The sequence below is a fragment of the Kitasatospora sp. Xyl93 genome (genome assembly GCF_055383135.1).
Genome location: NZ_AP029185.1, coordinates 3,741,016 through 3,755,183, shown reverse-complemented (window position 1 = coordinate 3,755,183; position 14,168 = coordinate 3,741,016). Strand labels below are relative to the sequence as shown.

Here is a 14,168-nt window from a genome sequence, read left to right as displayed (position 1 = left end):
TCGACGCCGGCCCAGGCCGGTCCCGGCGTCGCTCCGGTGCCGGCCCGGTACCGGCGCCCGGTACCGGCCAGGCACCCGGCCGAAGGGGAGGGAGGCTCGTCATGGTGGTCCGACGGCCGCCCGGGCGGCGCGCCCAGATCCTGGCCGTGGCCGCCGACCGCTTCCACCGGAGCGGCTACCACCAGGTCTCGATGACCGAGGTCGCCGCCGGCGTCGGCATCACCGCGCCCGCGCTCTACCGGCACTTCCGGGGCAAGCCCGAACTGCTCGACCGCGCCGTCCGGTTGGGCCTGGACGCGCTCGCCGAAGGCCTGCGTCCGGCCCGCACCACCGCCGACCTCGGTGCCGCGCTGGCCGCCGTCGCGGTCGGCCACCGCCCGCTCGGCACCCTGGTGCAGCGCGACGCCCGGCTGCTGCCGCCGGCCCGGCGGGCGGCGCTGCGCCGCGAACTGCGCGCCGACGTCGCCCTGATGGTCGCGGTGCTGCGCGCGGAACGGCCGGAACTCGCGGACCGGGACGCCGAATTGCTGTGCTGGTCGGCGCTGTCGGCCTGCGCCGGTCTCTCCTACCAGTCGGCGGCGCCGCAGCCCCGACGGGCCGAGGCGCTGCTGCGCGAGCTGGTCGCGGCCGTCCTCGCGGTCTCCCTGGACGGTACGGCCGCGGGGCCAGTCGTCGTACCGGCGCCGGGGGCCAGGCCGCGGGCGCGCCGGGAGGAACTGCTCGCGGCGGCCGTGCGGCTGTTCCACCAACGCGGTTTCGACAACGTCAGCACCGACCAGCTCGGCGCCGCCGTCGGCATCTCCGGGCCCAGTGTGTACCGGCACTTCGACAGCAAGGCCGAGCTGCTCGCCGCCTCGCTGGTGCGCAGCCGGGAGCGGCTCTGGCACGAGGTGGACGGCGCGATCGCGGCCGCCGCCGGGCCCGGGGCGGCGCTCGGGGCCGGGCTGGGCGCGTACGTCGGCTTCGCGCTGCGCAACGGGGACTACCTGGGCGCGATGCTCAGCGAGACGGAGCGGCTGGCCCCGCCCGACCGCCGGGCCGCGGTGGACTTCCGGCGGGACTTCCTGCGCACCTGGGTCGGGCTGCTGCGGCAGGTGCACCCGGACTGCGACCCGGCGGCCGCCCGGATCCGGGTGCACGCGCTGTTCGCGCTGGTCAACGACGGGGTGCGGAACCGCCCGCACAGCGCCCGGCCGGACCTGGGGGACTGCCTGCTGCGGCTCGGCCGGGCGGTGCTGGGGATCCCCGGGGACGGGCCCGGCTAGCGGACCGGGCGGGGGGCCTGGGCGCCGGCGTCGCCGTTGCCGTTGCCCTGGAGGACGCCGACGTTCCCGCTGTTGCCCGTCACCGCGACGCCGTTGTGCTGGTTGCTAGCGCCCGAACCGGTGGCCGTCTGCTGGGTGCCGACCACGTTGCCGTGGACGTCGCCGATGATGTTGCCGGAGCCGGCGTTGTTCACCGCGCTGCCGTTGGAGCGGTCGATCGCACCGGCGCCGTCGTCGGCGTGCGCGGTGGCGGCACCGAGACCGGCGAGGAGGAACGCCCCGAGGGCGGTGACGGCGGCGGCTGTGCGAATACGGGACACGCTGGTCTCCTGAACTGGACGTGCGAATGGTGGCGTCGTCCGGAGTGGCCGCTCCGGGGCGCCAAGGCCTGACGTCGCGGCTTCAGCATTCACCAGTGGGGTGGACGAACTCCACCGGACGGATGGCAATTCCCCCGATGGTGGAGGGCTGGTCAATGAGGAGCTGACCGCATTCCGTCATTCCCCGTCGTTCCCCGTCATTCGCCGGGGCGAGGTCCGGAAGAAAGAAATGGTCGCCGGATAGTCGCACTGGCACACTGGGGCCCCATGTCTGACGGTGCCCCGCCCGAGCCCACCCCCGCCGAGGAACTGCGCACGACCGAGGTCGATCTCGGCGGCCTGGTGAACGTCCTCGCCACCCACCTCTACTCCACCCCGCTGGTCGCCCTGCGCGAACTCGTCCAGAACGCGCACGACTCGCACACCCGCCGGCTCCTGGAGGACCCGGACGGCGACCACGACCCGCTGATCCGGGTGCGCGCCGACGCCGCCCGGCGGACCGTCGCCATCGAGGACACCGGCGCCGGCCTCACCGAGCCCGAGATCCACTCCTACCTGGCCACCGTCGGCACCGGCTACACCCGGATGCTGCGCGAGCTGACCGGCAACCAGGAGCTGATCGGCGCCTTCGGCCTGGGCTTCCTCTCCGCCTTCTCGGTCGCCGACGAGGTCACCGTCACCACCACCTCGCACCGCGAACCGCGGCTCGGCCACCGCTACCGCAGCCGCGGCGGCGAGCAGTACCGGGTCGAGCCGGTGCCCGCCCGGCCCCGCCCGGGCACGGTGGTCGAGCTGGCGCTCAAGGCCGAGCACGGCCACCTCGCCGACGAGGACGTCCTGCGCGACGTGCTCGGCCGCTACTGCGTGCTGCTGCCGATCCCGGTCTACGTCGGCGAGGACGACCAGCCGGTCAACTCCGTCGAGGTGCCCTGGCGGCAGGCCGTGGAGGGGGACCAGTACGCCGCCCGGATGCGCTTCGCCACCGCCTTCGGCCGCCGCTTCGAGCCGCTCACCGCCTTCCCGGTGCTGCCCGTCGAGGCGAAGGCCGAGGGGGAGGGGGCCGTCGGGGGCGGCACCGACGCGGTCGGCCTGCTCTGGGTCCAGGACGGCGGCACCTACGGCAGCAGCGACAACCGCGACCTCGCCGTCTACCTGCGCGGCATGCTGCTCGCCGAGGACGCCCGCGACCTGCTGCCCCGCTGGGCCGGGTTCATCGGCGGCGTGGTCGAGTCCAACCGGCTCACCCCCACCGCCAGCCGCGAGGACCTCCAGCGCGACGAGCACTACCACGCGCTCCGGCAGGCCCTCACCGACGCCATCGTGGACGGCCTGTACGAGACCGCCCGGATGCGGCCCGCCGCCTGGCGCCGCATTCTCACCCGGCACGGCAACGACCTGCTCGGAGCCGCGCTCTGCGACGAGCGGCTGTTCACCCTGCTCGCCGACGACGTCCCGGTGCCCACCTCGCAGGGCGACCTCACGGCCGGCGCGCTGCGCGCGGCGGGCGGCGGCGCGGTGCACGTCGCGCTCGGCAGCGGCGGCGGTTTCGAGGAGATGCTGTACCGGGCGATGCGGGTGCCGATCGCCCGCGGCGACCGCTACGCCGTCCTGCCGTTCCTGCGCCGCTACGCCCAGCTGCGCGGCTGCCGGGTGGTCGAGCTGGGCAGCGAGCAGGGCGACCGCGAGCTGTTCCGCGACCCGGAGCGCCCGCTGCCGGCGCACGAGTCGGCCTGGCTGGCCGGCGCCCTCGCCGACCCGGGCGAGCAGCTCGTCCCGGCCCGCTTCGACCCGCCCGGCCTGCCGCTGGTGCTGGTGCCGGACCGCGAGGCCGAGCTGAAGGCCCGGATCGAGGATGACCAGGCGGACGCCCGGATACCGTCCGCCGCCCTGCGGCTGGCCCGCGCCTTCACCGCCCGCACCGACGGCGGGGTCCGGGCCCGGCTGTACCTCAACCTGGCCAGTCCGGCGGTGCAGGACCTGCTGGCCGCCTACCGTGCCGGGCACACCGGCAGCGCGACCGCGGCCGGGCTGCTCCGCTCGATCAAGGTGATCATGGCCGCGGCCTCGTCCGGCCCGGCCGAGGGCGACCTCACCGCCGCGCTGGCCGGCATCGGCACCGCGGTCTCCGCCCTGACCGCCGCCGTCCCGGCCGGCCTGCCGGAGGTCCCGGACAGCCCCGGCGCCCTCTCGGAGGAGCCGTGACCGGCGGATTGTCAGTGGGGTGCGGTAGACAACTCATCAGCACGACGCAGGGGGAACGGACATGACCGCCGACATCTGGGCCTGGGTGCGCGACACCCACCGGCAGCTGGCCGAGGCCGGCCACCACCGGCTGGCCGACGCCATCGTCGAGCTGCCCGAGCACGCCACCGCGGGGCGCAACGAGCAGCTGGACGCGCTCTACCCGGAGGCGGTGGCCGCCGCCCGGGCCCTCGGGCTGCCCTGGGTCGAGGTCTACCTGCGGCACTGGCGGATGCAGAACCTGCTGAACAAGCGCCAGCAGGGCGAGGCGGTGCTTCCCGAGGCGGTCGACCTGCTGGACTTCGCGCACCGGGAGGAGACGGCGGGCTGCCCGCAGTCCGTCTGCGTGGTGCAGGACTTCGCCATCTGCCACGCCCGGGTCGACGGGCCGGGGTACGTGGCCGAGCGCCTCGCCGTGGTCGGCGAGACGCTGGACCGGATCGAGCCCGCCCGGGCCTGCTACGACTGCCTCTCCCGCGAGTACTCCGACGCGCTGGAGGACGACGGCCGGGCGGCCGAGGCGCTGGACTACCTGGACTCCGCGGCCAACCGGATGCGGGCGGCCGGCCAGCAGGTCTCGCTCCGCTTCCACCACGCCCGGGCCGGCACCCTGCACCTGCTGGGCCGGCACGAGGAGGTGCTGGAGCTGCTCGCGACGGCCGAGCGGGCCGAGCAGGCGCAGGGCCGCCGGCTGGACGAGCGCGACCAGCGCTGGGGCGCCCTGCTGAGGGCCCGCGCCCTCGCCTCGCTCGGCCGCACCGAGGAGGCGCTCGCCCTGCTGCCCGAGCGGGCCGAGGCCGACCGGCACGCGGACCTGCGCGGAGCCTGGACGCAGACGGTCGAGCTGCTGGTCGCGGCCGGCGTCCAGGAGAACGACGCCGAGCTGGGCGCCGTCCTGGCCGGCTGGGTCGGGTACCTGGACGGCGTCGGCGCACACCGCCCGTGCGTCGACCTGCTGCTGGCGGCGGGTCGGCTCGCGCTCGCCCGCGGCGCCCGCACGGTGGCGCTGACCCTCGCCGCGACCGGGGAGCGCAAGCTCACCCGGCTGCGGCGCACCGACGGCGTGTCGGAGCAGGTCGCGGCCCTGCGCGCGGCCGCCGAGGCACTGCCGGAGCCCGAGCTGCCCGTCCCGCCGGGCAGGCTGGCGGCGCACTTGGCCGAGCTCCGGGTGCCCTACGAGACCGGCGCCGACCTGCTCTCCGTCGCCCTGGACCGGTACCAGGGCGTGCAGGCCGGCGCCACCGAACTGGCGGTGCTCCTGGCGACGGTGCTGGGCGGCCTCGGCCACGCCCGGGCCGCGGCCGACGTGCTGTGGCGGTACCTGGAGGACGACCCGGAGGACCGCGAGCTGACCGGCGCGCTCGGCGAGATGCTGATCGACGCCCGGGACGCCGAGGGCATCCGCCGCCTCGCCGACCGGGTGGCCGTCTCCGCCCCGGCCGACGGGCACTGGATACGCGCCCGCTGGGCCGCCGCCGAGGGCCGCTGGGCCGAGGCGCTGGAGCAGTGCCGGGCGATCCTGGCGCTGGACGACGAGGTGCTCAACACCCGCCGCCTCGCCGCCCACGCCGCCACCGAGCTGGGCGACCACGCCACCGCGCAGAGGATGTACCAGGAGCTGCTGGAGCGCGCGGCACCGGCCGGCGCCGCCGAGGAGGAGGGCGAGGAGGAGGACGGCCACCGGACGGTCCAGGAGCCGGACCTGTGGCACCTGATCACCGCGGCCACCGCCAACCGGGACTGGGCCGTGGTCCGCTCCACCGGCGCGCTGCTCGACATCGAGTTCGACGAACCGGAGGGCCCGGTCGACGAGGAGTGGCAGCTGGTCACCGTCCGCGCCACCCGCACCAACGGCGCGACGTCCGACCTGCCCGCCCTGCGGACCGGTCCGGCCACCGCGCGCATCCTGCCGGTGCTCGGCGACGACCTGACGCTCAACCACGGCGACGTCGTGGTCTTCGCCCCGGCCCTGCTGGAGCGCCCGCCGGCCGAGGACGCCCCGGAGGAGGAGCGGCACCGCTGGCGCCCGGTCTTCGAACTGCTCACCCTGCTCGACCCGGCCGGGTACACCACCTACTGGATCGACGGCGGCTGGCCCGGCGACGAGGCGTGGTCGGCACTGCGCGAGGAGCTGCACGACGCCGGGTACGCGGTCTGGGTGTACAGCGGGGACGAGTACCGGATCACCGACCCGGCGGACGGCGGCGACACCCTGCCCGGCGTCTACGCCGCCCTCGGCGTCCCGCCGACCGCCTCGGCCGCCGAGGCCGACGCCCTGCTGCGGCGGCTGACCGACGGCTGGGCGCACCCGCTCGCCTGGCCGGAGCTGGCCAAGGCGGCCGGCGCGGACCTCGCCCGGCACGAGGAGACCGTCGAGCGCTACGGGCTCTGACCGACCGACGACCGCACGGCCCCGGCGGGCTCCCGGCCCCGCCGGGGCCGTGCGCGCGTACGCGGCCCGGGACCCGCCGGCCTCCCGCCCCTGGCCGCCCGCACGTCCGGCCGGGAACCATCCAGCCCCGAGCCGAGTCTTTGTCAATGCTTTACTGTCTCATTGCCAAGACTCGACCTCCCGGAGTGCCCGCACCGTGACCAGCCTCGCCCTCGGCCCGTCCTGGCTCGATCCGACCACCCTGATCTCCACCTTCGGCCCGATCGGCATCCTGGCCATCGTCTTCGCCGAGTCCGGTCTGCTGATCGGCTTCTTCCTGCCGGGTGACTCGCTGCTGTTCACCACCGGCCTGCTGGTGGCCGGCGGCACCTACCTGCACCAGCCGCTCTGGCTGATCTGCGTGCTGATCGTGGCCGCCGCGGTGGCCGGGGACCAGGTCGGCTACCTCTTCGGCCGCAAGGTCGGCCCCAGCCTCTTCCGCCGTCCCGACTCCCGGGTCTTCAAGCAGGAGAACGTCGAGAAGGCCGCCGCCTTCTTCGACCGGCACGGCCCCAAGGCGATCGTGCTGGCCCGCTTCGTGCCGATCGTCCGCACCTTCACCCCGATCGTCGCCGGGGTGAGCAGGATGAACTACCGCACCTTCGTGCTGTTCAACGTGATCGGCGGCGTGCTCTGGGGCGGCGGCGTCACCGTGCTCGGCTACTTCCTGGGGCAGATCCCGTTCGTCCGGGACAACATCGAGGCCATCCTGGTCGGCATCGTGCTGGTCTCGGTGATCCCGGTGGCGATCGAGCTGCTGCGGGCCCGCCGTTCCGGCGCGGCCGGCACCGCCCGCCACCGCGCCGGGTAGGCGTCCGCCGCTCCGGCCACGTGACGCCGCGTACATGTGCGTCCGGCTGTTCGATCAGGCAAGGTGTAACCCGAGATCGAGCGGTGGCCGGCGGCCACCAGGGGCGGCAAGGAGCGGAAGTGCCTAAGCGGGGCCGACCGGGTGCGGGCAAGCGGGCGAGGGGAGGCCGGGCGGTCCGACAGGCGCGGCAGGCACCCCCGAAGCCGGTGCACCCTGCCGACGCCCCGCCCACCGAGGGCCTGCTCGGCCACCCCGCCCCGCCGGTCGAACCCACCGTCGTCGTCCCGCTCGCCCCGCCCGTCCCGGAGACCAAGGGCCTGCTGGCCCCCGAGCCGCAGCGGACTCCCGAGCCGGTGCCCGCGTCGTCGGCCCGGCTCGACACCGGCCGGGCCGACACCGGACGCGTCGACACCGGGCGGGCCGACGCTGGACGGCTCGACACCGGGCGGGCCGAGGCCGAGCGCCCGGTGCGCCGCCGTTCGGTCGCCGAGGACACCCTCACCCCCGAGGAGTGGCGGGCGGCCGGCTACACCCCGCCCACCGGCATCCCCGTCCCGGACCTGACCGCCGGCGCCCCCGGCGAGGTCCCCTGGCCGGACCGGATGCGCACCCTGCTGCGCACCCCGATGTCCGAGCGGCCCGCCTTCGAGCGCACCGCCCGGGAGATGCACCCCTCCGCGTCCGTCACCCGCAACGTCCCGCGCATCCTCGACCTGACGCTGCGCATCGGCGAGCTGCTGCTGGCCAGCGGCGAGGCGGCCGAGGACGTCGAGGCGGCGATGCTCGGCATCGCCCACGCCTACCGGCTGGACCGCTGCGAGCCCCAGGTCACCTTCACCCTGATCGGCATCTCGTACCAGCCGTCGCTGGTCGAGCCGCCGGTCACCGCCGACCGCGTGGTGCGCCGTCGCACCTCCGACTACACCCGGCTCGACGCGGTGTACGAGCTGGTCGCGGACATCACCGCGGAGAAGGTGACGGTCAACGACGCCTACCGCCGGCTCGCGGCGATCCGCCGCAACCGGCACCCGTACCCGGCCTGGTTCCTCGCCCTGACCACCGGCCTGCTGGCCGGCGCGGCCACCTTCCTGGTCGGCGGGCGGATGGACGACAAGGCCTGGCTGGTGTTCGCGAGCGCCTTCGTCGCGGCCGTCCTCGGCGACCGGCTGGCCTCGGCGCTGGCCCGGCGCCGGCTGCCGGAGTTCTACCAGTTCGTGGCGGCGGCGATGCCGGCCGCCGCGTCCGGCATCGTCCTGTCGCTCAACGACTGGGGCCTGCGCGGGTCGGTCGTGATCACCGGCGGGCTGTTCGCCCTGCTGCCGGGGCGCGCCCTGGTCGCCGCCGTGCAGGACGGTCTGACCGGCTTCTACATCACCGCCGCGGCCCGTCTGCTGGAGGTGGTCTACCTGGTCGCGGGCATCGTGATCGGGGTGATGGTGATCCTCTACCTGGGGGTCGGCTTCGAGGCGAACCTGCGCCCGGACGAGAGCCTCGCGGGCGTCAGCTACCCGCCGGTCCAGATGGTCGCCGCGATGCTGCTGACCCTGGCCTTCGCGACGCTGCTGCAGACCGACCGCCGCACGCTGGCCCTGGTCACCGTCAACAGCGGCATCGGCTGGGCCAGCTACGGCGCGCTGGTGTACAACGCGGGGGTCAACCCGATCGCGGCCACCGGCGTGGCGGCCGGACTGGTCGGCCTGTTCGGCCAGCTGATGGCGCGCTACCGCAACGGCTCGGCGCTGCCGTACGTGACCGCGGCGATCGGCCCGCTGATGCCCGGTTCGGCGCTCTACCTCGGGATGCTCGCCTTCGCCCAGGGGCACTCCAGTGCCGGCCTGGTGTCGGTCTTCCGGGCGGCGGCGATCGCGATGGCGCTGGCCGTCGGGGTGAACCTGGGCGGGGAGATAGCCCGGCTGTTCCTGAAGCTGCCGGTCGGCGCCGAGCGCCCGTCGCTCTACCCGGTGATGCCGCGCCGGGCGGCCAAGCGCACCCGGGGCTTCTGACCGGACGCCGGCCCGCCGCCGGGGGCGATCCGGGCCCGGGCCACGTCACGGCAGCCAGCACGCAGCACCAGGAACGAAGGTAAGACCCATGACGACACTGCTGGACGGCTACCGCGACCACATCGTCGCCGCCCACAAGCAACCGCTGTTCCTGCTGCTGGTCGGATTCATCACCTCCTTCGTCTTCATCCGCTTCAGCGTCCGGATGATCCGCGCCCAGGTGCGCTGGTGGCCGGGCAACGTGACCCCGGGCGGCCTGCACATCCACCACATGGTGTTCGGCCTGGGCTTCCTGCTGCTCGGCGGCATCGGGGTGTTCGCCACCTACGGCGGGCACCCGTGGATCGACTGGTTCGGGCTGGCCTTCGGCATCGGCTGCGGCCTGGTGCTGGACGAGTTCGCGCTGATCCTGCACCTGGACGACGTGTACTGGAGCGAACAGGGCCGCAAGTCGGTGGACGCGGTGATCTTCGGCATCCTGTTCACCTCCCTGCTGCTGGTCGGGTACGTGCCGCTCGGCGTGGTGCCGGGCGAGGAGACCAGGTGGGGCCTGATCACGGTCATCTCGGTGAACGCGCTGGCCTCGGTGATCACCCTGCTCAAGGGCAAGGTGTGGACCGGCCTGCTCGGGATCATGGTCCCCGGCCTGTCCTGGATCGGTGCGATCCGGCTGGGCCGCCCGAGCAGCCCGTGGGCCCGCTGGCGGTACGCCGCGCGCCCCCGCCGCCGGGCGCGTGCGCTGCGGCGCGAGCGCCTGCTGCACCGGCGCGCGGACCGGGCCCGCACCTGGCTCTTCGACCTGATCGCCGGGGCGCCCGACAAGGTCCCGGCCAACCACCCGGCCGCGCACCGGGTGGCCGAGCGGATGGCCGCCCGGGCCACCGCCCACCTCGACGCGCACGCCGCCCGGGCGCTGGCCCGCCGTCAGGCCCGGCTGGCCGACCGCCGCTCGGCCGCCGCCGCGGGGGCGGTCGGAAGGGCCGGGGGTGCGGCGGACCCGGCGTCCGGAGTGGTCGAGGCCGCTCCGGTCCGCTCCCGGCTGGCGCAGCAGCGCCGCCGTACCGTTCGGGCCGGGCGCAGCCGGGCCGTCGCCGTCGCTCCGACCGGGCTGGAGAGCCGGCCCGCGCGGCACCCCCGGTTGCGGACGCACACCCGCCGGACAGGGCGGTAGCCCGCCGCTCCGCCTGCTCCTGCACTTGCTCCTGCTCCCGCGCCCGACCTGGGGTGCGGGCCACGGTCGAGGATGGGTCGGATCATCCGATGGTCACCCGACCGGCGGAGCGCTTTCCAGGCATGGAGCCAGCCGGAATTGAGAACATGATCCTCATGTGACCGTTCTGTCACGTGATGGGATGATTCATCGGACCCCGCCGATCCCCGGGCCGCCGCCCGCCCGGACGCCGCGCACCGTCCGACGCCGTCCCCTCCGGACCCGTCAGAAGGGATGTCGCGTGGCGCGCAGGCTCCTGCCGACCGTCCTGTTCTCCCTCACCGTCCTGCTCGGGCTGCTCCCCGCCGCCCAGGCCGTGCCGACGCCCGGCGAACCGGTGGCCGTCGACCCGGCGACCGGCCGGGCCGTCGATCCGGCGACCGGCCGGGCCGGGGGAGAGGAGGCGTACCCGACCACCGAGGAGATCGACCGGGCCCGGGCCGACGCCGAGCGCAAGGCCTCCTCGGCCGACACCCTGGAGGACGCGCTCACCGCCGCCCGGACCGAGCTGGACCGGGCCGCGCGCACCACCGAACAGGCTGTCGAGGCCTACAACGGCGCCCAGCTCGCCCTCACCCGGGCCCGCGCCGAGGAGGACGCCGCCGCGCAGCGCGCCGCCGCCGCCGAGGCCGAGCGGGCGGCCGCCGCCGAGGACGCGGCCCGGCTCGCGGCCGAGACGTACCGGCAGGGCGCGGGCGCCGAGCTGTCCGCCCTCGACGCGCTGCTCGGCGCCCACGGCCCGCGCGAGGCGGGCGACCGGGCCGCCGCGGTCGGCCAGGTCGGCGAGCGCACCCGGCAGATCCTGGACGCGGCCACCTCCACGGCCGCCGCCGCCCGCAGTGCCTCCGCCGCCACCCGGGCCGCCACCGAGGCCGCCGGGAGGGCCGCCGCCGAGGTCGGCGCGGCCCGGGGCCGCGCCGAACAGCGGCTCGCCGCCCAGCAGGTGGAGGTGGCCGCCGCCGCCCGTCGCCGCGAGCAACTGCTCGTCGAACTGGCTGCCGCCCGCAACACCACCGTCGAGCTGGAGCGCCGACGCCGCGAGGCGCTGGAGGCGATCGCCGCCCGCGAGGCCGAGGCCGCCGCCCGGGCCGCCGCCGCGGCGGAGAGAGCCGCGAAGGCCCAGGCCGCGCCGCCCCCCGTCCGCCCGTGGTCGGCCGAGGGCGCGGCCGCCGCCGTCGCCTTCGCCAGGTCCAGGATCGGCCTGCCCTACGTCTGGGGCGGCGAGGGCCCGGGCGGCTACGACTGCTCCGGGCTGACCATGATGGCCTGGCGCGAGGGGGGCCGGCAGCTCAACCACTTCGCCGCCGACCAGTACGCCCGGAGCACCCCGATCGGCTACCGCCAACTGCGGCTGGGCGACCTCGTCTTCTGGAGCACCACCGGCCGCGCCGCCGACATCCACCACGTCGGGCTCTACGTCGGCGACGACCAGATGATCGAGGCCCCGCGGGCCGGCATGCCGGTCAAGCAGGCCAGCCTCTGGATCATGGGCACCCCGGACTTCTACGCCAGGCCGTAGCCGGCACCCGCCGCCCGCCCGCTCTCGCCGGGCCCGACGTCCGACGGCCCGCCCTCGCCGGGGCCCGGCGGGCGGCACCGGCTACCGGCCGGACAGCGCGGCCGCCTCCCGGCGGCTGTCGCGCAGCCGCACCACGGTCCAGGCCCAGAGCGCGGCGAGCGGGAGCGACACCAGGAGGACGGCGAACGCGCTGCCGATCCGGCCGATCATCTCGGAGTCGCAGGCCTCCGCCATGTGGAAGCCGGTCGGCTCGTAGGAGGCCGGGGAGCCGCACAGCCCGTCGCCCGGGAGGAAGACCAGCCAGAGCGCCCAGAGCCAGCCCGCGACCGTCAGCCCGCCGACGAGCTTCGCCGCCAGCGCCCGGCCCTCGTACTTCTCCAGCTCGCGGACGTACCGGTCCTCCATGGTTCCCCCGAAGCAGATCGTCTGTGCCTGAACCGGCACGAGGATGCCAGCCCGGGCTGCCCGGGCGCCACTGTCGGTGGGCCGCGTTAACGTGGCCGCCCGGACCGGCACTGAGGAGGCGTCATGCGACTGCGGGATGTTCGGGCGGAGGACGTCGAGGCGTACGTCCGGATGCGCTGCGACCCGGTGATGATGGCCGAGCTGGGCGGCCCGCTGCCCCGGGAGGCGGTGGAGGAGCGGCTGCGCAAGGACCTCGCCCTGACGGCCGCCGACGGCCCCTGGGTCAGGATGATCGTGCCGGACGGCGCCGAGAACGACGAGGCGGTGGGCACCGTCACGCTCTGGTCGGACGAGGAGGACGGCGTGACGGTCTCCGAGATCGGCTGGATGGTGCTGCCCGAGCACCAGGGCCGCGGCCTCGCCAAGGCGGCCGTCCGCCAGGTGCTGGACGCCGCCGCGAACGGTCACTGGGGCGAGATCCACGCCAACCCGGGGGTCACCAACGGGCCGTCCAACGGGATCTGCCGGGCGCTCGGCTTCCGGCTGCTCGGCGAGCGGGACATCGACTTCGCGGGCCGCGTCCTGCGCGCCAACCACTGGGTGGTGGTGCCGGGCGAGCACGTCGGGTCGGGCACGGAATAATCGGATGCCGCCACCCGGAGGGCCGCCGTACGGTGGCCCCATGGGCAGCAGCATCGATCACACGACCGTCGACACCGTGAACGGGCTCCAGGTCCGGGCGGTCTCCGAGGACGAGGTGGAGGCCTGGGGCCGCGCGCTCGACCTCGGCTTCCTGCGCCCTGACCTGGGCAGTGCGGCGGACCTGCGCCGTCGGCAGTGGGTGCCGGGCCGGATGCTGGCCGGCCTCGACGGCGACCGCCAGATCGCGACCTTCCGCAGCTTCGACGCGGAGCTGACCGTTCCGGGCGGGGCCGTCGTCCCGGCCGACGCGATCACCAACGTCACGGTGAGCGCCACCCACCGCCGCCGGGGCCTGCTCAGCGCGATGATGCGCCGGGACCTCGCGGCGGCGGCCGACCGCGGCAGCGCGGTCGCCATCCTGATGGCCGCCGAGTACAACATCTACGGCCGGTTCGGCTTCGGCCCGGCCACCCGTGGCGGCGGCTGGAACATCGAGCTGCGCCGCACCCGGGGGCTGCGCGACGGGCTGCCGGGCGTCCCCGGCGGCCGGATCGACTTCGTGACCATGCCGGAGCTGCGCGAGCTGGGGGCCGCGCTGTACGAGCGCTGGCGGCACACCCAGCCGGGCGCGATCGACCGCGACGCGCTCTGGTGGGAGCGCACCGTCGGGGAGGTCCGTACGCCGGGCAACGAGTTCAAGGAGCCGTTCGCCGCCGTCCACCGGGACGCCGACGGCGCTGTCACCGGTCTGGTGGTCTACCGGATCGGCGACAAGTGGGACGGCGCCTACCCCGACTGCAAGCTCACCGTGGAGGAGTTCCTCGCCCACGACCTGCCCACCTCCGTCGAGCTGTGGCGCCTGGTGCTCTCGGTCGACTGGGTGGCCCGGGTCGAGGTGCCCAACCTCGGCCCCGACGACCCGCTGCCGCTGCTCCTCCAGGACCCGCGCGCGGCCACCCCGCACGAGGACAACGCGGACCTGATGTGGCTGCGGGTGCTGGACGTCGAGTCGGCGTTCGCCGCCAGGACGTACGGCGCCCCGGGCCGGGTGGTGCTGGAGGTCGACGACAAGCTGGGCTACGCCTCGGGCCGTTGGGCGCTGGAGGTGTCCGAGGACGGCACCGGTCGGTGCGCCCGCACCACGGACGACGCCGACCTCGCGCTCGGCGCCTCGGAGTTGGGCTCGCTCTACCTGGGCGCCGAGACGGCGTCGAGGCTGGCCTCGGCCGCGCTGGTCACCGAGCTGCGCCCGGGCGCGGCGTTCGCCGCCGACCTGCTGCTGCGCACCCCGGTGCGGGCCTGGTCGCCGACCGAGTTCTGA

The 14,168-nt window shown here is 75.5% G+C and carries 11 protein-coding genes; 9 read left to right on the top strand and 2 right to left on the bottom strand.

Annotated elements, in window-relative coordinates; genetic code table 11:
- Positions 1-101: 101 nt before the first annotated feature.
- Positions 102-1,265 (top strand): TetR/AcrR family transcriptional regulator, encoded by a 1,164-nt coding sequence (locus ACZ5GH_RS16690; protein WP_464334606.1) that lies wholly within the window; start codon positions 102-104, stop codon positions 1,263-1,265.
- Here the strand turns inward: ACZ5GH_RS16690 and ACZ5GH_RS16685 are convergent.
- Complete coding sequence (locus ACZ5GH_RS16685) at positions 1,262-1,585, bottom strand: hypothetical protein (protein WP_464334605.1); 324 nt, start codon at positions 1,583-1,585, stop codon at positions 1,262-1,264. The two genes, ACZ5GH_RS16690 and ACZ5GH_RS16685, sit on opposite strands and share 4 nt — an antisense overlap.
- A gap of 267 nt (positions 1,586-1,852) precedes the next feature.
- Between ACZ5GH_RS16685 and ACZ5GH_RS16680 the strand changes: the two genes are divergently transcribed.
- From ACZ5GH_RS16680 to ACZ5GH_RS16655, 6 genes are all read left to right on the top strand, one after another.
- Positions 1,853-3,787 carry an ATP-binding protein gene (locus tag ACZ5GH_RS16680; RefSeq protein ID WP_464334604.1) on the top strand — a complete coding sequence of 645 codons (1,935 nt, stop codon included), beginning with the start codon at positions 1,853-1,855 and terminating at the stop codon, positions 3,785-3,787.
- A 61-nt stretch (positions 3,788-3,848) separates the two neighbouring features.
- The gene (locus ACZ5GH_RS16675; RefSeq protein ID WP_464334603.1) at positions 3,849-6,218 is read left to right on the top strand and encodes a hypothetical protein; all 2,370 of its coding nucleotides are present in this window, start codon (positions 3,849-3,851) and stop codon (positions 6,216-6,218) included.
- Between the two features lie 196 nt (positions 6,219-6,414).
- Positions 6,415-7,068, top strand: a complete 654-nt coding sequence (locus tag ACZ5GH_RS16670) for a DedA family protein (RefSeq protein WP_387752723.1) — start codon at positions 6,415-6,417, stop codon at positions 7,066-7,068.
- Between the two features lie 206 nt (positions 7,069-7,274).
- Positions 7,275-9,071, top strand: coding sequence for a threonine/serine exporter family protein (locus ACZ5GH_RS16665; RefSeq protein WP_387752725.1), 1,797 nt, complete (start codon positions 7,275-7,277; stop codon positions 9,069-9,071).
- Between the two features lie 88 nt (positions 9,072-9,159).
- Positions 9,160-10,242: a hypothetical protein gene (locus ACZ5GH_RS16660; RefSeq protein ID WP_464334602.1), complete on the top strand. Its 1,083-nt coding sequence runs from the start codon at positions 9,160-9,162 to the stop codon at positions 10,240-10,242.
- A gap of 280 nt (positions 10,243-10,522) precedes the next feature.
- Positions 10,523-11,800: a C40 family peptidase gene (locus ACZ5GH_RS16655; protein WP_464334601.1), complete on the top strand. Its 1,278-nt coding sequence runs from the start codon at positions 10,523-10,525 to the stop codon at positions 11,798-11,800.
- 81 nt (positions 11,801-11,881) lie between these two features.
- Here the strand turns inward: ACZ5GH_RS16655 and ACZ5GH_RS16650 are convergent, their stop codons facing one another.
- On the bottom strand, positions 11,882-12,205 hold the full coding sequence (locus ACZ5GH_RS16650; RefSeq protein ID WP_464334600.1) for a hypothetical protein: 324 nt from the start codon (positions 12,203-12,205) through the stop codon (positions 11,882-11,884).
- Between the two features lie 123 nt (positions 12,206-12,328).
- Between ACZ5GH_RS16650 and ACZ5GH_RS16645 the strand changes: the two genes are divergently transcribed.
- On the top strand, positions 12,329-12,847 hold the full coding sequence (locus ACZ5GH_RS16645) for a GNAT family N-acetyltransferase (RefSeq protein WP_464334599.1): 519 nt from the start codon (positions 12,329-12,331) through the stop codon (positions 12,845-12,847).
- Positions 12,848-12,887: 40 nt separating this feature from the next.
- Positions 12,888-14,168 (top strand): GNAT family N-acetyltransferase, encoded by a 1,281-nt coding sequence (locus ACZ5GH_RS16640; RefSeq protein WP_464334598.1) that lies wholly within the window; start codon positions 12,888-12,890, stop codon positions 14,166-14,168.